Annotated in this window: 14 protein-coding genes; 7 read left to right on the forward strand and 7 right to left on the reverse strand. The window is 46.2% G+C overall.

Annotated features, from left to right (window positions below):
• Positions 1–253: 253 nt before the first annotated feature.
• From pgl to gndA, 3 genes are read right to left on the reverse strand one after another with little or no spacing between them, the layout of a single operon-like run.
• A complete protein-coding gene (gene pgl, locus OI18_RS01765; RefSeq protein ID WP_039136476.1) occupies positions 254–994 on the reverse strand; it encodes a 6-phosphogluconolactonase in 741 nt (246 codons plus the stop codon).
• A gap of 5 nt (positions 995–999) precedes the next feature.
• Positions 1,000–2,520, reverse strand: a complete 1,521-nt coding sequence (zwf, locus tag OI18_RS01770; protein WP_039136478.1) for a glucose-6-phosphate dehydrogenase — start codon at positions 2,518–2,520, stop codon at positions 1,000–1,002.
• A gap of 39 nt (positions 2,521–2,559) precedes the next feature.
• Positions 2,560–3,981 (reverse strand): NADP-dependent phosphogluconate dehydrogenase, encoded by a 1,422-nt coding sequence (gene gndA / locus OI18_RS01775; RefSeq protein WP_039136481.1) that lies wholly within the window; start codon positions 3,979–3,981, stop codon positions 2,560–2,562.
• 82 nt (positions 3,982–4,063) lie between these two features.
• Here gndA and OI18_RS01780 point away from each other — a divergent pair, with 82 nt between their 5' ends.
• Together OI18_RS01780 and OI18_RS01785 are read left to right on the forward strand one after the other, a co-directional pair.
• Positions 4,064–5,293 (forward strand): TCR/Tet family MFS transporter, encoded by a 1,230-nt coding sequence (locus OI18_RS01780; RefSeq protein WP_039136484.1) that lies wholly within the window; start codon positions 4,064–4,066, stop codon positions 5,291–5,293.
• 184 nt (positions 5,294–5,477) lie between these two features.
• Entirely contained in the window at positions 5,478–5,792 is a 315-nt protein-coding gene (locus tag OI18_RS01785) for an RNA recognition motif domain-containing protein (RefSeq protein ID WP_039136487.1), read from the forward strand.
• 93 nt (positions 5,793–5,885) lie between these two features.
• On the opposite strand, the gene OI18_RS01790 is transcribed toward OI18_RS01785, so the two are convergent.
• Both OI18_RS01790 and OI18_RS01795 read right to left on the reverse strand, forming a co-directional pair.
• Positions 5,886–8,285, reverse strand: coding sequence for a hypothetical protein (locus tag OI18_RS01790; RefSeq protein WP_152616696.1), 2,400 nt, complete (start codon positions 8,283–8,285; stop codon positions 5,886–5,888).
• A gap of 42 nt (positions 8,286–8,327) precedes the next feature.
• Complete coding sequence (locus tag OI18_RS01795; RefSeq protein ID WP_039136492.1) at positions 8,328–10,472, reverse strand: S9 family peptidase; 2,145 nt, start codon at positions 10,470–10,472, stop codon at positions 8,328–8,330.
• 72 nt (positions 10,473–10,544) lie between these two features.
• Here OI18_RS01795 and OI18_RS01800 point away from each other — a divergent pair, with 72 nt between their 5' ends.
• On the forward strand, positions 10,545–10,889 hold the full coding sequence (locus OI18_RS01800; RefSeq protein WP_039136494.1) for a carboxymuconolactone decarboxylase family protein: 345 nt from the start codon (positions 10,545–10,547) through the stop codon (positions 10,887–10,889).
• Here the strand turns inward: OI18_RS01800 and OI18_RS01805 are convergent.
• A complete protein-coding gene (locus tag OI18_RS01805) occupies positions 10,876–13,995 on the reverse strand; it encodes a DUF5107 domain-containing protein (protein WP_205409965.1) in 3,120 nt (1,039 codons plus the stop codon). The two genes, OI18_RS01800 and OI18_RS01805, sit on opposite strands and share 14 nt — an antisense overlap.
• Complete coding sequence (locus OI18_RS01810) at positions 13,992–16,991, reverse strand: glycoside hydrolase domain-containing protein (protein ID WP_039136495.1); 3,000 nt, start codon at positions 16,989–16,991, stop codon at positions 13,992–13,994. The genes OI18_RS01805 and OI18_RS01810 overlap by 4 nt, the downstream gene beginning before the upstream one ends.
• A 243-nt stretch (positions 16,992–17,234) precedes the next feature.
• Between OI18_RS01810 and OI18_RS01815 the strand changes: the two genes are divergently transcribed.
• The 4 genes from OI18_RS01815 (at position 17,235) to OI18_RS01830 (ending at position 24,299) form a co-directional block, all read left to right on the forward strand.
• The gene (locus OI18_RS01815) at positions 17,235–20,240 is read left to right on the forward strand and encodes a SusC/RagA family TonB-linked outer membrane protein (protein ID WP_052272774.1); all 3,006 of its coding nucleotides are present in this window, start codon (positions 17,235–17,237) and stop codon (positions 20,238–20,240) included.
• Between the two features lie 19 nt (positions 20,241–20,259).
• Complete coding sequence (locus tag OI18_RS01820) at positions 20,260–21,777, forward strand: RagB/SusD family nutrient uptake outer membrane protein (protein ID WP_039136502.1); 1,518 nt, start codon at positions 20,260–20,262, stop codon at positions 21,775–21,777.
• Between the two features lie 75 nt (positions 21,778–21,852).
• The gene (locus OI18_RS01825; protein ID WP_039136505.1) at positions 21,853–23,280 is read left to right on the forward strand and encodes an aryl-sulfate sulfotransferase; all 1,428 of its coding nucleotides are present in this window, start codon (positions 21,853–21,855) and stop codon (positions 23,278–23,280) included.
• Positions 23,281–23,300: 20 nt separating this feature from the next.
• Positions 23,301–24,299 (forward strand): c-type cytochrome, encoded by a 999-nt coding sequence (locus OI18_RS01830; RefSeq protein WP_039136507.1) that lies wholly within the window; start codon positions 23,301–23,303, stop codon positions 24,297–24,299.
• The last annotated feature ends 17 nt before the right edge of the window (positions 24,300–24,316 follow it).

Raw genomic sequence — 24,316 nt, forward strand, 5'->3', positions numbered from 1 at the left:
ACAGGTTCTTCAACAGGTCGAGGATAGTAGCGCTTCTAAAGGATTGTTGGAAAGATCAATTAATGGAAAAGGGGCAGTTTTCGGAGGAATTTTGGAGTCGTGCGGGTTCTAAGAGTAAATATATATCCGGCTTTTGAAAACGCTAAGTGTTTGCCCCTAGTTTTCGATAAATGGAAGCATTATTTCGACCAATAGAAAAAGTCCGCAGTAAAAATGCGGACTGTACAGTATTTTCTGAAGCTGTAAGAAGAGGCTATTTTGGAAGCAGGCTTGCGGCTGCGGTGTCTATTATCCAGTGGGTTTCACCGTTTTCCGGCTGAATAGTCTGGGCAGGGTAGAGATTGATATTCGTCGGACCGTTAAGTACGTGTTGCAAGGCGTTTGCTTTTCCTTTGCCCGTTGTCAGGAAAAGGACGCAGGCAGACCTGTTAGCGATTGATTTGGTCAGAGTAATCCTGAACATATCCTGTTGTTCCAGGAAGAATGAGGTGCACCATTTACGCGTTTCATGTACAACTTCGGTTCCTGGAAACAGTGAGAGTGTGTGTCCATCGTCTCCCATCCCCAGCAACAGCAGGTCAAAGCTGTTTTCACTCTTACCGAAATACCTGTGAAGAATTGAATCATACTGTAATGCAGATTCGCCTGGATCAGGTAAATCGGTTTTCATTATATGCACCTGCTCATCAGGAACACTGACATAATTGAGAAGCGTATCATAAGCCATACGGGCATTATTGCGCTCATCATCCAGCGGTACATATCGTTCGTCTCCCCAGAAAATGTGAAGCCGATCCCAATCGATCTGGTCTTTATACGGCGGATGACTAAGCAGGTAGTGAAGCCTCCTGGGTGTGCTGCCACCTGAAAGGGCGATAGTGAATCGTTCCTGCTTTTCCAGTGTTTTTACGATCCGTTCCGTAATAAATGCAGCCGCAGCCACTGCTACTGCTTCGGCATCGGGCTGGATATGTATTTCTGGTGTATTGGACATACAGTTTAATTTTCCTGGTGAGGTGCAGGCAGGGTCACCCAGTTCCTGCCGTCACGTGCAATAAGTGCTTCAGCGTCTTCCGGTCCCCAGGAACCCGGTGCGTAATTCGGGAAATCAACCGGTTCTCGTTGTTGCCAGGCTTCAAGGATCGGCATGATCACTTTCCATGCTGCCGCTACCTGGTCTTCCCGCATGAACAGGGTTGCATTCCCTTCCATTACGTCCAGCAAAAGTGTTTCATATGCCTCTGGCTCCTGTTCAATATAAGCATCTTTATAACTGAAGATCATATCAACAGGACTTAGTGCAACGCCTTGTCCAGGTCGTTTAGCCTGGAAACGAAGTCGTATGTCCATTTCCGGCGCGATGCTGATAGTCAGACGATTTGGTCGCCAGGTTTCCGCAGCCTCAGGAGGGAATGCAAAATTTGGAGCTGTTTTGAACTGGATGGTAATGATCGTTTCCTTATCACTCATTCTTTTACCTGTGCGAACATAAAATGGAACGTCCTGCCAGCGCCAGTTATCTATATAGAACTTAACGGCAGCAAACGTATCTACCGGTGATCCTTTGTCTACATTCTTTTCCTGCCTGTATCCGGCTACTTCCTTCGCTTTCATCCAACCCTGGCTGTATTGTCCACGCACTGCATTGTGGTGTACATCCTCTTTCCGCAGTTTACGGATAGCGTGCAGTACATCTACCTTTTTGTTCCGGATCTCATCGGCGTCAAAACTTACCGGGGCTTCCATGGCTATCATACAAAGCAACTGGAGTATGTGGTTCTGCACCATGTCGCGTAGCGCACCGGAGCTTTCATAAAAATCCCCCCTGCCTTCAACCCCGACAGTTTCAGCAGCTGTAATCTGGATGTGATCGATATAATTGCGGTTCCAAATTGGCTCAAACAATGCATTGGCGAACCGAAGGGCGAGAATGTTCTGAACTGTTTCTTTTCCCAGGTAATGATCGATCCGGTAAATCTGCTTTTCATCAAACATACTTGCGAGCAGCTTATTCAGCTCCAGTGCACTTTCGAGATTGTGCCCAAATGGTTTTTCCACTACAACCCGAGTGCATTTTGTGTCAGCGCAAATATTCAATGGGCCAAGTTTACTCACGATACCGGCAACGAGCTGGGGTGCCACCGCCAGGTAGAAAATAACATTGGGGTGTTCGCCGTACTCAGCCTCTTTCTGCTTGACAATTTCTGCAATCTTTTCATATTCTGCTTCATTCTCTGCATCCATCTGCAGGTAAGAAACATATTTTGAAAAAGTGTCCCAGCGGCCAGGCTGATCATCCTTCCTGCGGCTGAATTCGCCAATACCCTTATACAGATGCTGCCGGTAACTCACATTGTCATAAGGTCTCCGACCTATTCCGACAATGTCGAATTTTTCGGGCATCCAGTTATCTATAAAGAGATTATATAATGCAGGTGATAATTTCCGGTGATTCAGGTCCCCGCTTCCGCCAAAAATAAAAATCAGTGAAGATGGTGGTCTTTTATGGTTGGTTGACATAAGAAGTTTAACGTTTGAAGGTTTGATTGGGTTGAAAGATCAGACCCACTGCGTATGAAATTTCCCTGTTTTATCAATTCTTTCGTAGGTATGTGCGCCGAAATAATCCCGCTGTGCCTGCAGCAGGTTTAAGGGTAGCCTGCCTGTGGAATAAGCATCAAAATAGGTCAGTGCATTCATAAGTCCACCGGCCGGAAAGCCATTCGTTGCCGCAAGTGCTGCAACCTTCCGGAGAGATCCGATATTATCCTTAACCAGGGATGCGATGGTTTCATCGAGTAACAGGTTCGACGTTTGTGGATTATGCTTATAAGCGGAATAAAATGTTTCCAGCAGGGTAGACCTGATGATACATCCCCCTCTCCAGACTTTAACAGCATTGTGCAGCGGAATTTCCATTTCCAGTTCCTGTGATGCGGTGTACAGCATGGCCATGCCCTGAACATAACTGAGAATTATTGCCGTATATAGTGCCTTGCGCGTATCAGTGGTCAGCGAGTTAACTTCACTGGCAAACGGCGCCTGGCTGAATGACCTTGAGCCATAAAGATGCTCCGCCTTCTCCCGCTCCTGCTTCAATGCTGATAGATTTCGCATGGTAACAGCCATGTCTATGGTTGGAATCGCCACTCCCATATCCATTGCGATCTGGCTTGTCCACTTTCCTGTCCCTTTGGAGCCGGCTTTGTCAAGTATACTATCAACAAGGAATCCGTTGCCGATATCATCCTTCTGCCTGAAGATGTCAGCTGTAATTTCGATCAGGTAAGATTTCAGCTCTGCCTCATTCCATGAAGCAAATATTTTGTGAAGTTCGTCATTATTCAGGCCGCCGCCACGATGCAGCAGGTCATAGACCTCACAGATCAATTGCATGATCGCGTACTCGATACCATTATGTACCATCTTCACGAAATGCCCGGCAGCGCCCTTACCCATATAGTCTACACAGGGGTCGCCATTTACTTTCGCAGCAATTGATTCAAGAATCGGGCGAAGGTGTTCCCAGGCTGTCTTATCACCTCCGGGCATCATACTTGGACCTGTCCTGGCTCCTTCTTCGCCGCCGGAAACGCCGATGCCAATAAACTGGATTCCTTTCGGTTGCAGGTACTGGTACCTGCGGAGAGTATCTGTGTAATAAGTATTTCCGCCGTCAATAATGATGTCCCCTTTATCAATTAGTGGAAGCAGGCTTTCAATTACGTCGTCCACAGGCTTTCCTGCCGGAACGAGGATCATTATACGACGCGGTGTGGAAAGTTGATGTACCATTTCCTCAAGGGTATTCACACCCTTCACTGTAGTACCTGCAGTAGCCGCAGTTTCAAATGAGGAAGTTTTCTGTGGATCCTTATCAAATCCGATTGCCTTAAAGCCATGATCGGCAACGTTGAGTAGTAGGTTGCGACCCATTACGCCAAGGCCCACCATGCCAAAATCATACAGTTGATTGTCCATTGCAGTTGGTTGGGTAGGCGGCAAAGGTAGGAGAATTTAACAGAAGGGCTATTTTCGCACCTTAATTCAGCAAACACATTTTATGGCAGGCAACAGGAAGGCGGCGCTGGGATTCATCCTGGTTACTTTATTGATCGATGTTACAGGACTTGGTATAATCATCCCGGTCATTCCTGAATTGATTGCAGGACTCATCCATGGAAACAACAGTGAGGCTTCGAAATACGGAGGATGGCTGACTTTTGCCTATGCCATTATGCAATTCCTTTTTGCCCCGGTATTGGGCAACCTTAGCGACCGCTACGGAAGACGACCTGTATTATTACTGAGTTTGCTCGGATTCGGACTTGATTACCTGGTCGTGGGTTTTGCACCAACCATCTGGTGGCTGTTTGCCGGTCGGATCATAGCCGGAATATTCGGAGCCAGTTTTACCACAGCAACAGCATATATCGCCGACATCAGCACACCTGAGAACAGGGCTCAGAATTTCGGAATGATCGGTGCTGCCTTTGGGATGGGATTCATTATCGGCCCGGTACTCGGCGGGTTGCTGGGAAGCTTTGGAGCAAGGGTTCCGTTTTTTGCGGCTGCTGCATTAAGCCTTTTGAATGCCCTATATGGCTATTTCGTTCTTCCGGAGTCCCTGCCTGCAGAGAACAGGAGAAAATTTGAATGGAAAAGGGCAAATCCGCTTGGTTCATTCAGACATCTAAGAAAACATCCTGCTGTTTCCGGCCTGGTGGCTTCGCTGGTGCTGATTTATATCTCCGCACACGCAGTGCAGAGCACGTGGACCTTCTACAACATTGAAAAGTTTGGATGGAGTAAGCAACTGATCGGTTATTCGCTTGGGTTTGTAGGCCTGATGATCGCGCTGGTACAGGGAGGATTGATCCGCATTGTCATTCCAAGGTGGGGAAATGAAAAAAGTGTTTACACCGGGCTGTTATTTTACAGCGTAGGATTTTTATTATATGGCTTCGCTACAGCCAGCTGGATGATGTTTGCATTTACAGTGATTTACTGCATGGGCGGAATAACCGGCCCCGCGTTGCAGGGAATAATATCATCCGCAGTACCGCCAAATGAACAGGGTGAATTGCAGGGCGCTTTAACAAGCCTGATGAGTGCAACTTCCATAATCGGTCCCCCTGTCATGACCAATTTGTTCGCCGTGTTTACACGCCCAGGAGCTGCTGTGTATTTTCCCGGTGCGCCTTTCCTGATGGCAGCGTTATTGGTTATGCTGAGTTCGCTGCTTGCCTACAGATCGTTGAAGCACGCCCCGGGCTTCCTTCACAAACGATAACAGTTTTTTAAGGACGGAAATCTTCAAATTGTTTGCGACTGACTAATAAGGTTGTATATTTGCGCCGTTAACTGAGTTAATGATCCCGGCATTGGATCGAATTATACTGCTACGCATTTTCTGCTACTGATAATCTCCGCCCGTATCGTACCGCTCATTATTTATTATTTTTTTTATTTCTAGTATGAACATTTACGTTTCAAATCTGAGCTTCAATGTTGAAGACGAAGACCTGAGAGAATTTTTCACCGAGTATGGTGAAGTAACTTCTGCCCGTGTTATCATGGACAAATTCACAAACAAAAGCCGTGGATTCGGTTTTGTTGAAATGCCTGATGATGCAGCTGCCCAGAAAGCGATCGCTGAACTGGATGGTGGAATGGTAGAAGGTCGTGCAATCCGTGTATCAGTTGCCAAGCCTCGCGAAGAGCGCAGCAACAACGGTGGTGGTGGTGGAAACAACCGTCGTTCCTTCAGCAACAGCGGCAGCCGCTGGTAATTAAAGCTGATCCGATATTAAAAAGAGAGACCATCCTTCCGGATGGCCTCTCTTTTATTTTTGAACAATGAAATGTGGTTAACAGGCAATCTGTCAGTAAACCCTTTCCATCCTGGTAAGTTTCCCCTCTGCATTTATACCTTCAATTACTACCCTTATCTTCCTCGTGATGTCATTGTTGTAAAAGGTAAAGAACTGTCTTCGGTTATTCTTGTCTGTCATAATGAAAGGATTCCAGTAAAGCGTTGTACGCACATCTTCCTGATCATGGTCGGGTGATGGGGTAGAGTAATCCGGGGCGAAGAATTCCCTGTCAGGGGTATAACCCGGGATCTTTGCGAAATCCAGGCCTTTCACATTTTCATTTGATGAGCCACCTTTTTTGGTGTAAACAGCAATCGCACCACCGGCACCACCACCCGATGCCCCGAAGAAGGGCGGACGGAATACTTTGATCATGGCCACATCACTCATTGGGGTATTCTGGATCAACTGAACGTCGCTCTGCATTTCATTTACAAATAATGTTGGCGAGCCCCCTCTCCATGCAAGCTTTGCATTGGAGCCAAAAACACTAATCTGCAAGCCGGGCACTTTTCCCTGAAGGTAGGTAAGCACTGTCATCGCACCATTGGCAGTAGGATCTCCTTCTGTAATGAAGGTGTATCCATTTCCCCCGCGGAACATTCCGGATGAATATTCCTCATCCATCTTTTCCTCCCGGGATTTTTGCTTTGCTTTTACTACGACTCCTTCGAGTGTCTGTACCTTGCGCTGGCTCTCCTTCTGGTCAATATTCTTTTGTGCCGACTGAAGGTTTTTATCAAGTGTCGCCTGGTCCTGCAATGGGAATATCAATGGCGGTTGCTCATCCTTACTGAAATCCGGCCCTTTTTTCAGGAAGTTATTTTTCATATCGATAACTGCCTTACTGGTCAGCACCTTATTTTTATCATTGGTGAACTGGTAAAAGACCCTTGCGGTGTCATAATAGAATAGTCCGGGTAAAGTGAAGTGTCCATCACGCCCTACCGGGATAATCAGCGCCTGCTGTCCGCCATTTTTTAAAGACAGGATCCCGCTGAGTTCCCTGTCTATCAGTTCTGTCTTGGAAAGACCTGCTATGGTTCCTTCAAGAGTCAGGTAGTCTTCGGGTTGGTTTCTTATAACAGGGAAACGGCCGGCAAGAACGTCTTCCCACCTGAACCTCCGCCATCCATTTGTAAGCATGACAAGATCAAGGTGTTCTTTAACAGAATCGGCTTCGCTGGAAAAATAGTAACCGGGATCATGAACGTATCCTTTAATATCACTTGTCAGCAGTATTTGAGAGTATATATCGTTCTCGCCCCGGGTAACAGGATTTACACCTGCGTCAGTTATGGCTATAGACAGATTACAAATGATCGAATCCGGAACATCCATCTGGATTACATTCTTTGCCCTCTTCTCCGTGCCTTTCACCTGCACATTCAGGTCCGTTATGAAATAATAGTCCTGTTTGTTGATGAACATGATCCGCTCAGCCAGAGGTTGTTGCTGCTCGTTAAAAATAGTCATCTGCACAATGCCGGTGGGCAGGTTCTCAGTCGGTATTACCGCAGTTACAGTCGCTGATTTGGAAAGATTTACTTTGGCCATATAAACCAGTTGCTGTTGCATCTGCGCCACCACGTAATATAGTCCTGCCTGGTCAGCCGCATCCTCTCTGCGTTTCAGCCCATATTGGATTCCATCCGGGCGATGGATGGCATCGAGGATTATGCCTTTATCCCTGGGAGCTGGCAATTGCTTCTTTTGTTGCTTTCCATAATGGTCCTGCCAGACGGCAGTATATTGCTCACCCGGCTGAGGCTTTAACAGGAAAGTTCCCATCCCGTCATGCCTGCTTGAAAAAGAAAGAAGCTTATCACCTTTACTGTTCAGGATGTTTCCTGAAGTCTTGACAGGCAATCCGCGCGGATCTGTGGCCTTGAAAGCTATGGTTGATTCCAACCCTGTTATCATATCACCACCTTCAGGAAAAAAACTGATGATGTCGGGTTGAATTGTTGCCTGTTTTTTGTTGCCGGCCTTTTTGCCGGTTAGAATGGGGATTGACTGTACATACAAAAACGCAGAATCAAAGTTCAGCATCCAGCGGGTATAGGCACGCAGAAACAATACCGAATCCTGGAGCGTGGTAGGCAGTTCGAATGATGCGGCTGCTCCACTTACAACCACGGGAGTAACCTTTCGCTGCACAATTTCCCCCTTCTCATTAATCAGTTCCGTATATATGTTTTTGCTGATATTCGAAAGTGTGTATGCCGACAACAGGTAGGCTTTCAGCCAGATAGTTTCCCCTGCATTGTAGGCTGCCTTGTCAAGCTGCACATGTATTTTTTCCTGCGGGTACTGGCTATCGAGCTTCTGAAGAATCGAATCAAAGGACTGGGCCTGTGTTGTCACGGAACAGGCGACTGCCAACATGAATAAAAGAATCCTGAACATCCTGATCATTTTCAAATGTAAAAACTAATTTGCTTTCACTCGTCAGCGGAACCGCTCAAAGAATTCCCAGGTGCGAAGCATCTGGTCCATCCGCTGGCGGTTGTTGCCGGTTCGCGTAATCTCGTGTGTTGCACCCGGGTGACGGACATACTCCACAGGCCTGTCAAGAACTTTCAGGCTCTTGTAAAATTGTTCACTCTGGATCACGCCCGTACGCAGGTCATTTTCACCGTGAAAAATTATATATGGAGTTGTAATGTTGCTGACATAGCTGATTGGCGATTCGTGCTCAAGTGTCTGAAGTACATTTGATTCCCAGGGATATCCGCCAAAATAGTTAGGCACAAGACGCCAGGCATTTCCTTCGCCAAAAAATGTTCTGAGGTCATACACACCACGCTGGCTGCACGCTGCAGCAAATCTCTTGTCATGACCAAGTATATAACCCACCAGGTAACCGGCATAAGAGCCACCCGTAACAAACAGGTGAGAAGTGTCGGCCCATCCTTCCGCAATTGTTTTGTCAAGCGAAGTCAGAACATCACTCATGGGTCCGTTACCCCAATCTTTCACATTTGCTTTAAGGAACTCAGCACCATAGCCCCCGGAACCCCGGGGATTACTGTACACAACACCATATCCTTTGGCACACCAGTATTGAAATTCATGCCACATAGAGCTCTCGCCGGGCCCCCACATGGCAGCTGGACCACCATGGATCTGCAGAAGTAATGGGTATTTTCTGCCCTCAACAAAGCCCGCCGGTTTCATCACCCAATATTCAACCGTCAATCCCTTTTCGTTGACGAAGCTGTGCTTTTCAGGCGTTGAGAGGGCCCTGTTGCTTATCCATTCCGAATTGAATTTTGTCAGTGCCACTTCATTTTTTGCATTGGCATCTGCGAGGTAAAGTTCAAATGGATTTGAATATTTTGTTTTTGAATATGCCAGCCTGTTGCCTGCGACTGCGAGGGAGCCCACTCCTTCATCACTGGAACCGAGCGTACGGGCTTTTTTCGTTTTAAGTTCATATTGGAGAATGATTGCGCCGCCATTGCTCTGCGCAACGGCATAGAGAACATCGTCACCTTTCCAGGTAACACTGCCTTTGCTTCTGTCAATTGGAATGTCAAGAATGTCTTTTGCTGACCCTCCAACCGGCATGATGGCAAGGGTGGGAATGGAAACTGCTCCTGATGGACCATGCTGGAGGGCTATCCATTTACCTCCCGGTGATACAACAGCGCCGGAATAATTATAGTCGTCCCTCACCAGAAAGCTGCTTAAACCTGATCCATCAACGTTCACTTTGTAAAGTCCACGGGAAAGATTCCGGTCGGGATGCACGGTCTCATCAGCTTCTCCTTCCACCAGCAATTGTTCGTTATTTACAAACTGGGGATTTCCGAAAGAATTATATCCTTGCGTCAATTGTTTAGATACTGAACCGGGAGTTGCGTTAATCACAAAAACATGTGAGAAACTGAGTTCGCCATTTGTCGAAGCTTCTTCCTGGAACTGCAACCGGGTGATTACCTTGGCTTTTTTGTCGGTTTCATTCTGCCGCAGCCAGGCCCTTGCTTCCTCAACTGATCCGTCTGGGTCAGCTTTTGCTGCCGGTTCCACCAGGTAAGCAGCATTCCTGAATCCTGGTTTTTCGGTTGACCATTTCGGTAAGTTCCGACCGGGATTCAGAGTAGTGTCATTGGCAAATTCTTTCCAGGGAATGCTTGAAGTAAATGCGATCCGTTTGCCATCAGGACTCCATCTGGGTGACCCTGCGCCATAGCGGAAGCGCGTTAACTGAACGGCTTCACCGCCCTGGAGGGAGAGCAGGAAAAGTTGCTGCCTGCCATCTATCGAACGTACAAAGACCAGTTGCTGGCCATCCGGGCTTAAGGACGGTTGGGAAGAATTTTCACGGGAGGTTGTTAGCTGGCGTGGTTGGGATACACCGTCAGTTCTCACTGACCAGATCTGCGTATTATACTGGTATTCCCATTTCTTTTCGCCGTCCGGCTCAATACCGGTAAGCGTAAAATACACCGTTGAGCCGTCTGGAGAAAGCTGAACGCCTCCAGGCTGGCGAATCTTCAGCATATCAGTCAGTTTTACGGAAGACCTATTTGTTTGGGCAACGGAGGTCACTGCAGCCATCCACAAAGCCAGGAAAATTATCAGTCTCATTCAGTCGTGTTTGCTCTAAAGTACGAAGCGGTGTAGCAGTTGCCTAAATTTGCTCAGTTAAAATATTCTGATATGAGCAATTTAGTTAAGGAGTTTAATGATTACCGCGAGAAAATGAATGAGGTTATCCTGTCAAAAAACAACCTCGTCATGAAAAGGTTGTGGAATCTTGACACTAATACTTACGAAGAAGGCGCGTTGGATAAGAAGACCAAGGAGATGCTGGGACTTGTTGCAAGTATGGTCTTAAGGTGTGATGACTGTATTAAATACCACCTTGGCAAATGCCATGAACTTGGCATCACTACCGAAGAAATGTATGAAATATTTGCCGTTGCAAACATTGTCGGAGGTACAATTGTGGTACCCCACACCCGCAGGGCTGCTGAATATTGGGAAGCGCTTATGGGTTCATAAGCGCCTCCAATATACGTTGGTTGGGTTCTTTTTCAGATTCTGATAACGACATGAGATTCTGCTTAAAGAATACCGACCTCGCCCATGCGACCAGTTTATTTTCTGGAAAGGCGAGTAGTTGTTGCTGTAGCCATTCGCGGCCTTTGTCAGCTTCATTTAATTCATTATATGCCCACGCTGTTACCAGTGTGTTGGAAGCCTGGAAATTCCGTACTGTATTGTCAACGCGGGGATGGAAGCCGGTAATTTGCCTGAGTAGAGCGGCGTTTCCGGAGCTGTCGTGCATTTTATTCTTGCATTGGTAAGTAAGCCAGCTTTCAAGCCGCAGGTCTATTTCAGAATCATATGGCTTACCAGCTCCGAGGTTTTCAGGCCATTTTTTTGCTTCCTCAATGAATTGCAATGCCTTTTTATATTTTTTTGCCTGCATCTGTGCTATTGCCTGCATCAGCTTGGCCTCCCTGTAAAGCTCCCTTCCCTCTGTTGCTCCTTCAAAAGGAATGATCCGGAGTTTCGACAACACGGCATCAGTTTCACTGTACTTTCGGTTAATCAGCAATGTCTTGGCCCGGAGCATGCCCATTATATAGTTTTCAGGGTGTTCACGGCAAAATCCGGTTATTAATGACAATGCTTCTGCCCGCCTTCCCGTACTGTTATAATATTCAGTTAATAGTTTTGAATACCGCCAGTCTTTATCAAGTTTAGCGGCATGTTCCAGGTCTTCTCCATAAGACGTGTCATTCATTTGCTTTTTTAGTCCGCTCCTTACAATGTAAAACGGTGCAAAATCCGGCTCGTCTGAGCATGACTGTAACAGTTCCAGCGCTTCCTTCAGTCGGTTGCGATCTTTAAAAATTAAAGCGAGGTGATATTTTAACTGCCAGTGACTTTCTTTCTTCAACAACTTCTCCAGGACTTCGGCTGTTTCTGAACGGAAAGGAAAGGAAAGAAACGGCTGGAAAGCAGTTGCATGAAGTTTACTGTTATTCAAATATGCCTGCCAGTACTTTTTTTCAGGGGTATCAGGACTCATATCAAGCACTTTAGCAGCTTCAACATTACGACCTGCAGAATTATACCAGATTGCACATTCGAGAAAAGACTCGTGCGGCATCTCATTCCTGATAATTCCGGCGATATTCGCCTTGTTTTCCCCGGAGGGGTTTGCAAAGTATTTTTCAAACGCCGCCAGGTGATTCAGCGGGTCCATTTCCAGCACCTTTCCAACTGTTTCAAAAGCCTTCTTCATTTCACCTGCAACGCGGAAACTCAATGCCATTAATGATAATGCATTTACATTGTATCCATTGTTTAACATCGCGAGTTGCGCATACTGAATTGCTTTGGACTGATTTTCTTCTTTGATCCAGATACGGCTTAACTGTGTATAGGCGGCGCTTCGGTATTCCGGTGACAATGCCGCCAGCTCAAATCCATCTTTTGCATCGACATTATTTTTGAGCGCCTGGTTAACGAGTCCGTAAATGTAATTTGCTGCACCATCATGAGTATTTATAGCGAGCGCCTTCTTTGCCACTGCCAGTGCTTCCGTGTACCTGAAGTTCCTGTAATACAATTGTGCAAGCTGCACAAGGGCGGGAAAGTAATTCTTTTCCTTTTCCAGAGACTCAAGCAACCTGGACTCAGCCAGCCGGTAATTTTTTTGATCTCCCGCTTCCGTGGCCTGCAGGTATAATCCGTAGGCAGAATTCCAATCAAAATCAGCCGGCGCATCAACAGGCCTGCCCAATATATCGGCTTTCGGGTCAGTTTCAAACCGGAAATCCGACTGCTTGAATGTTACGAGCAGGTCATTGGTTGAATGGGTTTCTTTTATTGAATCAGCAAACGTCTGCATTGGCGACAGCCGAACGGCCTTTTGATATAAGACCTTGCCCGATGATGAGATTGTTAAAGTGTCGGCCAATGATTGAACCGCGCAGAACCTGATCTTGAGCCATCCGTCTTCATTATAGAGATTCAGCGCACCTGCCTGGTCGGCTTTTACCATACCTTTCGTCTGAAGTACGGGGTACCAGTATTCAATCCAGCTATCAGTTGCATAAGGTTGGAATCCCACATGCTTAAAGGGTGTCTGGCTGCTTTTTTCGCTGTTCTGGTTGAATAACCTTCCCGATTGAAGTTCTACATACTGGCCGTTTTTATCGGTCAGTAATTTTTCCCATATCATTCCCTGGTCTGATAAGCCCCAGATCCAGATCTTGGTACCGGCTTTGCCATCGCGCATTCCAAACCTGACTATACCCATTTGATCCTGGTGCCAGTATGCACCTGAGAATTCGGCATGCTTTCCAAATACATGGTATGATTTGTAGCCGCCGAAATTATTCTCTTCGTAGTAAGAGATTTTCTTGCCATTATTGTTGACGGGCCATTCCGCATACTCACCGTCATGACCGAGGTACCGGTTGCCTGGATAAATGAATTCAAGGTTGCCGCTGGCTTTTAGTCCCGCGTTCATCCAATGATAGTATGGTTGTTCAAGTGGCGATGAATTGTGCCAGAATACACGGGTCGTGAAATATGCCCTGTCACGAGGCAGGTTGATTTCCATTCTCCAGTAACTTCTGCTGAGTAATTCGAGTACGCCGATAAAACAACTGACGCTTCCATCTGCATTCGTCCTGGTTATATAATCGACTGGCGTCGCGCAATTCGGTGTGTGACCAATTATTCCGAAATTGGCTTCAAGGCCGCCGCTGGTCCAGGGTCCACGCATGGCGATATCCCTGAATTTCACCACCTCGTTATTATACAGGAATGGACGGTTTGTCGATTTCTCAATTGCAGTCCAGATCTTTCCACCAATTTCCGGTAGTATCCTTAGCTTAATAAAATCGTTCTCCAACTCTACAACCTTCCATTCTTTCTGAACTGGTTTTGTAGTAAACCCATCGTACCTGAAATAGGGATATAGAGCTCCTGAGACAGGTATTGGATTGGGGTCAGAATAAGGATATGTTGTGAATTTTTCATGTAATTCTTTCACAGTAGCTGGTCCGAACTGCGCAGCTGCTTTCCGGTTTGCGGCTGTCGCCAGAACCAGTAATATGGCAGTTCTCATTTTTCTGTACGAGATCATTGACCGTTCTCTTTAATGATTATTATCCAGCCCTTTGCCATTTCTACCGGAATCTGTTCATCCGCTCCGAATGTTTTTGCCGGCTGGAAGTTTTTGATGGCAGGAGCTTCAATGCGGGCCTTCGCCGGGTTTATTCCCAGCCTGGTCCAGTCAATCTGTAAAGTGATTGTTGTATCGGCGGAAGCCCAGCTTGCAAGTGAAATCATTGCCTGGCCCTTTTTCCTGTATACTGTGGCCAGTACCTGTGGATTGCTGGTCCTTACAGGGCAATTCTCACTCCAGTAGCCAATCATTTCTGAACCTTTCATCCCAAAAGCGTCCCATGCTTTCCAGATGTTCCTGGGATCAGCACTATCGCTCCATGGATAACGGTTAGTCATACCATACAGCATTCCCCTCCATGGATTGCCTCCACCTTCCAGCATTTCTCCCATCAGGCCAAAAGGGATGCCGCTGATTTCGGTCAGAAAGAAGTCGGGGCTGTTTTTCTGGTAATCGAAATATTCACCAAACCATAGCCTGTTTAAATAGGGAAAATGTTCGAGATAAAGGTTCCCGCTGTTGTTGAAACCATCACTCTTATTGAACTGATTTGCTGAATGAAGATCGATTATGCCCGAATGGTGATCCTGGGTCAGAGCACGTTTAATTCGCTTCATCGTTATGCGATCAAAGGCTACGTCATCGAGGTAAATACCATCTATACCAACATTGCGTACCAGCCAGTTCATTCCTTCAACATAGTAGTTGTGCCACCTGCTCATACCGCTGTTCACAATCGCAGCGTCTTTCAGTCCCGGAACGAACCATGCGGCAATATAGTCATCATGCACGTGCTCCTGTAGCCAGCTGAAACCGCCTCCTTTACCAGGCGAATAAATTTCGTGACCAAGACTGCGAAGGGGAAAGGTTTCATAAGCTTTGTTCGACAACTCGCGAACGGTATTGTAAATCTTCACTTTTAATCCCGCAGAATGGGCAGAATCAATGAACGACTTCATCTTTTTGTGTTCGATGAAAGGATAGTTAATCCAGGGATTGATGGCATTGGCGTGATGTATATTCACTACCGTTGCGCCACTTGCCTTAATAGTATCTACCGGGCTTGCCTTATGATAAAACCTGTTTTCCCACTGGAAGTCTGTGTCGATTGTATGAAAAGGAGTAATTAATAATGTGAAATTATAGTACAGTGTGTCGCCTTTTTTCATTTGACGTGCACCGCTGTAATTATTAACCAGTGCAGTGTTCCCGGTTTCACGGATAGTTACCCCGCCTTTGTTCTCATTACCCCATGACGTGGGAAGGTTTAAAGGCTTCAGCAGGTAAAAATTCGTATTAAGCGGGCGTACATATTTTTCGTCACGTAATGAATATTGTAACCCGGCATTCACACTGCCTATCCATGCGCCATCCTGATTTTTTGTTGCCACTTCCCATTTCCAGTCATATGAAACTGGCCGGTTTCCACCTTTCTGGCCAAGTCCCATCATGTATCTTGATGCACTTCGTTGGAATGGTATCACCATATTGATATCGCTCAGGTGCACATCCTTTAATGCAGTAATCTTTACAGTATATTGAAGAAACCCGTCAAATTCAAGTGAGCCGTTAACATGCATCTGGATAGCATCACCGGAAGAGAGTGCATTCCATTGTACAGTACCTTCTTCTTTCCTGGTGAAGGTAATGCCGCCGGGAGAAAGTCGATAAGGGTTACCATCATCCGCATTTACCAGTGAAAAGGCAATCGGGGAAGAAAGCAGCTCGTTGGCGGTTTTGGTATAGCCTGTCATTTCCTGGTTGAAGAAAGTTTGAATCCCTGCAGGAAGTCCATCATTATTCAATTTCACTTTCCTGCCAAGAAGCGTAATATTAGTGTTTTCAATTTCGAGTGGAATGTATGGGGCGATGACTTTATTTTCCTGGTATAAAGTGGAGTTCAGCCAGTGAAGCCTTGTTTGTTTCCAGGGCTCGTCAATAGCGCCATCTGGCACAACCTGGCTGTCCACGCCGATTGAAATTCTGACCTTAAGTGGTGCAGTGTTCCTTGCCTTTATTTCAGCAAAGCCAGTGTATTTGCCCGGTTTTAATTCCCGGGGAATGGTAACCAGGCACCACAAGGCCTGCACCTGTCCGGCGTTGACAGTGATGGATTTTACGAACTTCTGTGTCTTGTAATCTGTGCCTGAAGTATTGATGCATGAAAATGCGCTGGCAGGTATTACTAAACCTGATGCTGATTTGAGTGACGAGAATGACACTGTAACATCCTCCAGTTGACGAAGGGCATACAAACCAAGCTGAAAACTATAGAATTCACCCCGGAATGCTTTTCCTTCGAAACCTGCTGCAGTTCCTTTTTTTATCCATCTGGAAGGCAGACGATCATTCATCCTGATTGGATACATTCTGTCCTCGGGGAAAACGATCATATCCTTCCTGCTGTAGTTAGCCAGCAGGGTTTTCACTTCTGATGGTGAAGCCACAACTTCCATTGGGAAGAAGCTATTGAACGCGTCGATTGATTGTATCTCAGTCGCCTTGGCAGAAAGCGGAGTGTTTGTTTTTATCTTATTCAGCCATATTTCTGATGCTGTAACCTCCGGTTTAAGATAAACGCCTTTCGGGTAATTGGAGCGGCCTTCATTTTTTGAAGGCATATAATACATGTAATACGTTCCCGACCCCGATACAGGTTCAAAGAGAATATCGCAACTGAAGGCGTCTATTTTTTCGGTTTTGACGTTATGAACTTTTTTATGCGTTTTGCCATCCTCAATGATTATCCTTTTCAACTCAGGATGGTCATCAGGCCTGCGCCAGGGAATAACAGCCCTTGCTATTTCTTCTGATCCGGAATATGTGATAACGACACGGTGATTGCCAAGGGAATCTGCATCCCACGAATTTTTGCCATCTGTGTATTTCAGTTCCTGGGCATTAACAGCCAGACTTGAAAATGCAACCACAGCCAGATGAAATAATTTTCTCATGTAAAGTGTTATGAAGGCTCTAAATCTAAGAACATACCTCAAGCCAATCTCCTGCAATCGTTTGAGTAAATCCGGTGCGAAAATTTGAGCAAACGTTTGCATTTGATCCGCAATCGTTTGCATGATGGGAATACGTTATCCGAACACCTCAGCCCGGAAACAATGAGCTGGAAAATCCTCTACTTTCAAGTCCGGTTAACAAATAGTTAACTATTGATACAACAACCAAATTGTAATTGCAACATGAAAAAATTGTATTCACTGATGGTTTTTCTTGCCTGTTTGTCGCTGCCAATGGCGCTCAGCGCTCAGCAGGAGGGAAGGGAGATCTCGGGACTGATCACCGATTCAAAAGGTGCAGGGATTCCGAATGTGACCGTTAAGGTAAAAGGAACTTCAGGCGGTGTTACCACGGATAAGGATGGGCGTTATACCATCAAGGTTCCCGGTAACAAGGCAATACTTCAGTTTTCATCTGTAGGATTCGTTGAACAGGAAGTAACAGCTGGCGGACAGTCGGTGGTTTCCCTTTCACTGGAAGCTTCCGCCCGGAAGCTGGATGAAGTGGTAGTGGTTGGTTATGGCACCCAACGCAAAAAGGATCTGACAGGATCTGTCAGTTCCATTTCACGTGATGAGATGAACCTTGGCGGTGTGACTTCAAATATGGCACAGGCGATCCAGGGCCGCGCCGCAGGGGTACAGGTTTCCCAGACAAACTCTGCACCGGGCGGTGAAACCATTATCCGTATCCGCGGTGGTAACTCGATCAAGTCAACCAACGAGCCTTTATATATAGTGGATGGATTTATTTCTTCAACAGGGAAGGATATCAACCCTAATGATATTGAAGACATCCAGATCCTCAAAGATGCATCGGCTACTGCTATTTATGGAGCTCGTGGTGCAAACGGTGTTGTAATGATTACAACCCGTCGCGGTAAAAGCGGCAAGCCCCTTATCCAGTATGATGGGTACTATGGTGCGCAGAACATCTCGCGCAAGCCGAAGCTGATGAACGGTCTGGAATACATGACTGTAACAAATGCGAAAGCTGCTGAACTCGGAAATCCGCCGGAATACACCCCTGCAGAGCTGGCCAGTGGAATCAGTACTGACTGGTTTAAGGAAGGAACACAGACTGCGAATGTCCAGAACCATGACCTCAGTGTCAGCGGTGGAAGTGAGGATTCTCACATTTCGCTGTCGGGGAACTATTTCAAGCAGGATGGCGCACTGAAGGAAACAGATTACAGCCGTTATTCAGGCCGGTTGAATATGGACAAGACTTTTGCCGGTAAATTCAAAATCGGAGCCAACATTTATGGTGCACGGTCTTTCTCCAACTATAAAACGTATGATGGAAATATTGTGCCTTCAAACGTGCTATATGGCCTTCTTTTCACCTCACCGGCAATTCCTGTATACAATGCAGATGGTACCTATGCAACCAGGAAGGGAAAAGACAACCCGATTGCATGGCTGCTTGAACCAACCAATCACAGGTATGTAAACAAACTTACAGCAGGAGTATTTGCAGAATACGAGATCATGAAGGGTCTTTCTGCCCGCGTAAATGCAGGCACGGAGTACTACACAACCAAGGAAGGTTATTATCTGCCTACCACGCTGTTGTCTGGTGCAAAAGTAAAAGGACAGGCAAGTGTAAATGATCTTGCAAATATCAGGAACCTTATTGAAGCTTTCCTGACATATAAAAAGAAGTTCGGTGCTCACTATGTTAACGTCCTCGCGGGAATGTCACGTCAGAAAGACGTAAATGACCGCCACTATACCCAGGTGCAGAAATTCAGTACTGACAAATATCTTTACTATAACCTGGAAGCTGCGACTGAAAGACTTTCATCTGTAAGTTCGCGCATAGAAACAATGCTTGCTTCATTTTACGGTCGTGTAAATTATTCATTCAACGAAAAGTATCTCGCGACTTTCACACTGAGGGCAGATGGATCATCCCGTTTCGGTCCAAGCAACCGCTATGGTTACTTCCCCTCCGGATCTCTGGCGTGGAATATGTCTGACGAATCTTTTGTACAGGATCTGAACGTATTCTCGAACCTTAAACTCCGTGCAGGTTATGGCATTACTGGTAACGACCGTATCGGCGATTATATCTATATGTCAACTTTTGGTCCGACAGGGGTATCACTTTCAGAAACCAGTGCTTTGTATGGAGGTATTGTTCCAACCAGGGCTGCAAATCCTGACCTGAAATGGGAAAGTACAGCACAGCTGAATATTGGATTGGATATGGGCTTCCTGGATAACCGCCTGTCCGCTACAGTTGACTTTTACCGGAAGAAAACAAATGACCTGATTTTTGATATTCCCATTGGGCAATGGTGGGGCTTTACCACGCAGACCGGGAATATGGGTGCGATCGAGAACCATGGTATAGAACTTGCCATCAGCTCTGAAAATATCCGTAGAGGTAAATTGAAGTGGAACACCAGCTTCAACATTGCTTACAATAAGCAGAAAGCAGTTGACCTGGGTGACCGCCCTTATATTATCACTCAGACTGCAAACCCTGATGGTTCTGTACCAACAGCTGATTTCACAAAACTTGAAGTTGGGCGTGAACTCAGTATGCTTTACGGATATGTGTATGAAGGTGTTATTAAGCAGGGTGAGAAATATGATGCACAGCCATTGTCTGTAGCCGGAGATCCTAAATACAAAGACCTTAACAACGACGGCGCGATCACTTCCGCAGACCGTACCTATATCGGCCATGCCAACCCGCATTATGTATTCGGACTTGGAAACGATTTCAGCTACAACGGGATTGAGTTGAGTATCTTCTTCCAGGGTGCTGTCGACTTCGACCTTTATAATATGAACCGACTGCTGATGGAGACTTATACAGGTAAGGATGCATTGAACCGCTGGACTCCTGACAACCAGAATACCGATATTCCGCGTAATGGCTATTTCACTTCTAAATATGGCGGTTATATCAATTCACGTTTTGTCGAAGATGCGTCTTATCTGCGTTGTAAATTGATCAGCCTGGGGTATAATCTTCCTATGGAGAAAATAACCAGTAAGATTAAAAACATCAAGATCTACACTACAGTACAAAACCTGTTCACCGTAACTGGCTATTCGGGAACAGATCCTGAAGTAAATACGCGTGGTGGAGACGCTAACCTCGCAGCCGGTCTCGATTTCAATGCTTACCCTCCATACCGCACATTAACGGTTGGGGCTAAAATTAATTTCTAATAAGTTAATAGAGAACGATATGAAACTTATCAACATAATCTTACCTGCATTCCTGTTAACTGCAGTATCGTGTGAGAAGTGGGTGGAGCCTAAGGTGTACAGCTCTCTGACAGATGCGAACGCCTTCCAGACAAAAGATGATGCAATTGCCGCAGTGAATGCCATCTATTCAAGGCTTAAGCAGCCAAGCGGAAGAAGTGATTCCTGGATGTACTATGCAGGATTCCAGATGACTATTACCGATTTTACCACGGATATTGGTCACTCAAGCGCTGCCGGTGACATCAAGTTGTTGTCTTCCAGCCAGTGGTCTACAAACAATAAGTACCTGAACTTTGCCTGGGAGCACCAATACAAGCTGATTTCCGATGCCAACACTGCATTGCTCAATATTCGCAAAATTGGTGTTCTGAGTGAAGCAGAACTTGCACAATTCACTTCCGAGATCAAGTTTCTTCGCGCACTCGCATATATTGATCTTACAGATGAATTCGGGCCTGTTATCCTGATGACGGAAGAAAACACCGCTAATCCCGATTACAGCTCCAAGCCAACTCCGGCTTCCCTTGAGGAGATCAACAATTTCATCATCAGCGACCTGGAATCAGCAGCGGCGAGTCTGCCTCTGAATTATGTCAGCCATTCCATATACCCGACCAATGATGTCGGCAGGGTTACAAAAGGTGCAGCATTATCACTGCTCTGTAAACTCTATATGCGTGAGCACCAATGGCAGAAAGTGGTGGAAATCACACAGCAGATCAAGGACCTCAATCAGTATGAACTGTTTCCGACATACGAGGGACTGTTTGCTGAAAGCAACAAATGGTGTAAAGAGAATATCTTCAGCTCACTGGCTGACGCACTGAACGATGCTACCGAGCTCATGAACCACTTCGGCCCGATGGTTCACCCGGTTGTTGCTGATCGTTGGCAGTATTACGCGGTGTCATGGTACTTCTGGAACAGCTATGAGCCAAATGACAAACGCCGCGAACTTTATTTCTATGAGTATGACGGATCGGATGGACTGCATTATCAGCAGCCTATTCCGGGCCAGGATAATCCTCCCGCGGGAGTATATTTCCTGCCGGACGTGGCCACAAAAAAATACGCAGACCCAGCCGGCTCAAAAACCTATTATGACGGTCATGGTATTCCCATCCTAAGATATGCAGATATCATTTTATGCAGGGCGGAAGCGCTGAATGAATTGAACGGACCAAATGCAGAAAGCATTGACCTGATCAACCAGGTTAAAGGAAGGGCCCAGGCGACTTTGCTGGGTGCACCGGCCACATTTTCAAAAGAAAGCCTTCGTGATGCCATTGTGCAGGAAAGGGGCTGGGAGTTCTTTTTCGAATGTAAGCGCAGGCAGGACCTGATCCGCACAGGTAAATACCAGGAGATTACCAATAAATACCTGGAAGCAATCGACGAACTGCCATCCATTGACATTAACAAACACAGATATTTCCCGTATCCACAAACCCAGGTGGACCTTAATCCAAACCTGGACAATACCGGAAGGCTGTAAGTCCGGTCAGTTAGAGAGTTACCCTGGTGCGATGACGTGCCGGGGTAACTTTCATTTATTTTTGGAATTATGCAAATGGAACCTACATACACGAGGAAATTAAGATTACTGGTAACCGTTATTGTTACCTTAGTCACCGGCGGTATAACGGGGTGTAGTAATGAATGTTCCAATAAAGTTACCGGCATCAACCTCAGCTCACCGGGCAACAATCCCATCCGGGTAAGGGCAGAGGTTAATACAATATCTCCAGTAGAAATTGCCATCGAATACTGGCCTTCCGACGCACCGGATTCCATTTATACGACATCGTTTGACAGCAGCGGCACCTCGCACTATCCAGTCCTCACCAACCTTCAGCCTAAACGCACTTACAAATACCGGGTTATCAGCCGCAGTAACGACTGCACTTCACGAACCAAAGAGTACGACTTTACTACATCTGCAATGCCTCTTTGGCTGGAAGATCTTTCGCGGGTGATCTGTCCTGATACTTCGGTTTTGCCAATCGAATTCCGTAAGGGATACGTGATGGTTTACAGGCGTGAAACACCGGGATTGATTTCTATTCTTGATGCCGAAGGGAAAACGCGCTGGTACCACCAGGTGAATGGGACTGGCTTCAAGGTTGCCCATTTTACCCAGGCTGGGAACATCCTGGCAATACTGGGAACAGAAGATTATCAGACAAGCTATGGTAACGAGATTCTTGAGCTGTCACTTACAGGCGATACATTATTACATCTGAAAAAAGGAGAAAGTGATTTTCTGCAGACCATTCACCATGAAATATTTTCTGATCCTAAAGATCATATTGTAGTAATCAGTTCCGAGGAGAAAATAATGAACCTGTCTTCGAAAGGCGGAGGAAAAGCTGATACGGTTAAAAGTGATGGCATCCGGGTATTTGACCGGAAGGGGCGACTGGTATGGAATTGGTCGGTTTTTGATGTTCTGGATCCACTTACTGACAAAAATATTGCGAAAGATAAATCTGACTGGATGCATGCAAACAGCCTATGCCAGGACAAGGATGGAAATTACCTTCTTTCTTTTTACAATAATGGCCAGATCTGGAAAATAGACGCTTCCACCGGGAAGCTACTGTGGAAATTTGGCAAAGGGGGAGACTTTGAATTGCCTGCCAACGCAGCATTTGATAATAGTCACGCAATTCATATTACTAGTAATGGCAACCTGATGCTGTTTGATAACGGAACCACGAAGAAGCTTTCACGCACACTTGAATTCAGTCTTGATGAAAAGTTGTATAAGGCAAAACTCGTGAATGAAATATTACTTCCCGTCGACGTGTATAGTGAACGGATGGGCAGTGCTTATTACGTAAATGATACCTCGGTATTGCATACTGCATCGAAACGGAATACTGTTGTGTTGACAAATATGAAAGGAAGGTTTCTCTGGGCGCTGAGAACAGGTACGACACCATATCGTGCAGAGTTTCTTACGGCGAGCCAGCTGTCGCCTTATATCTCAGACTGAAAAATTAAACTGGAAACAAAATGAAAATTGCGAATGTTGTGATGGCTGCAATAGGTGTAACCGGAGCCCTGCTAACGGGCATGGTGTCCTGTCAATCGGTAGCAGAAGAGAAGGCACCTCCTGCTAAAACGGCTCCTGAGGAGGAATTTGTTTTCGTTGATACTACCGCAATTCCCGAAGGCAAATACGGCGACGCTGTAAGATATGGGCGCGAGTTGATGCTGAATACAGCATACTATATCGGACCCGAAGGAAAGAATGGAAAATACCTTGGTAACAAAATGAACTGCACGAACTGTCACCAGGATGCAGGCACAAAACCATTTTCGTTTAACCTTATTGCCACCCATTCCAATTATCCTCAATACCGTGCAAGGGAAGGAAAAGTGCTGACACTGGCAGAAAGGGTGAATAACTGTGTGATGAGGCCGCATAACGGTAAACCTCTACCGCTCGACGGTCGGGAAATGGCCGCATTCCTCTCTTATTTCAGGTGGATCAACAGCTTTGCTCCCAAAGGGCATTTCGCCGGTGAAAAAAGCCTTTCTGTTGAGCTTCCGGACGTGGCTGCAGATCCGAAAAAGGGTGATGCTTTATATGCTTCGCATTGCGCCCGCTGCCACGGTAATAACGGGGAAGGACAAATGCGTTTCGACAATGTAACCTACACATACCCCCCTTTATGGGGCTCATCTGCCTACCAGCCGGGATCCAGCATGCACCGGGTAATTATGCAGGCGAAATGGCTCAAGGCTAATATGCCCTTCGATAAGGCCACCCACGATAAGCCCTTCCTTACAGACCAGGAAGCCCTGGATATTGCGGCTTTCGTGAACAATGATGAAATCCATACGCGACCTGGCGTTACCAAATACGATTATCCAAACAAGGAAGAAAAAGCTATTGATTATGATAAAGCGCCTTTTGCCGATACATTTTCGGTAGCCCAGCACAAATTCGGGCCCTTTAAGCCAATTATTGAAGACTGGAAGCAAAAGGGATTGAAACCCAGCTACTAAGTGTCGGTTACTGAATC

The sequence above is a fragment of the Flavihumibacter solisilvae genome, from assembly GCF_000814475.1.
GTDB lineage: Bacteria > Bacteroidota > Bacteroidia > Chitinophagales > Chitinophagaceae > Flavihumibacter > Flavihumibacter solisilvae.

Bases quoted from the DNA above. Each gene is read 5' to 3' on its own strand.
- pgl (WP_039136476.1), bottom strand. From the start codon at position 994: ATGTCCAATACACCAGAAATACATATCCAGCCCGATGCCGAAGCAGTA.
- zwf (WP_039136478.1), bottom strand. From the start codon at position 2,520: ATGTCAACCAACCATAAAAGACCACCATCTTCACTGATTTTTATTTTT.
- gndA (WP_039136481.1), bottom strand. From the start codon at position 3,981: ATGGACAATCAACTGTATGATTTTGGCATGGTGGGCCTTGGCGTAATG.
- OI18_RS01780 (WP_039136484.1), top strand. From the start codon at position 4,064: ATGGCAGGCAACAGGAAGGCGGCGCTGGGATTCATCCTGGTTACTTTA.
- OI18_RS01785 (WP_039136487.1), top strand. From the start codon at position 5,478: ATGAACATTTACGTTTCAAATCTGAGCTTCAATGTTGAAGACGAAGAC.
- OI18_RS01790 (WP_152616696.1), bottom strand. From the start codon at position 8,285: ATGTTCAGGATTCTTTTATTCATGTTGGCAGTCGCCTGTTCCGTGACA.
- OI18_RS01795 (WP_039136492.1), bottom strand. From the start codon at position 10,472: ATGAGACTGATAATTTTCCTGGCTTTGTGGATGGCTGCAGTGACCTCC.
- OI18_RS01800 (WP_039136494.1), top strand. From the start codon at position 10,545: ATGAGCAATTTAGTTAAGGAGTTTAATGATTACCGCGAGAAAATGAAT.
- OI18_RS01805 (WP_205409965.1), bottom strand. From the start codon at position 13,995: ATGATCTCGTACAGAAAAATGAGAACTGCCATATTACTGGTTCTGGCG.
- OI18_RS01810 (WP_039136495.1), bottom strand. From the start codon at position 16,991: ATGAGAAAATTATTTCATCTGGCTGTGGTTGCATTTTCAAGTCTGGCT.
- OI18_RS01815 (WP_052272774.1), top strand. From the start codon at position 17,235: ATGAAAAAATTGTATTCACTGATGGTTTTTCTTGCCTGTTTGTCGCTG.
- OI18_RS01820 (WP_039136502.1), top strand. From the start codon at position 20,260: ATGAAACTTATCAACATAATCTTACCTGCATTCCTGTTAACTGCAGTA.
- OI18_RS01825 (WP_039136505.1), top strand. From the start codon at position 21,853: ATGGAACCTACATACACGAGGAAATTAAGATTACTGGTAACCGTTATT.
- OI18_RS01830 (WP_039136507.1), top strand. From the start codon at position 23,301: ATGAAAATTGCGAATGTTGTGATGGCTGCAATAGGTGTAACCGGAGCC.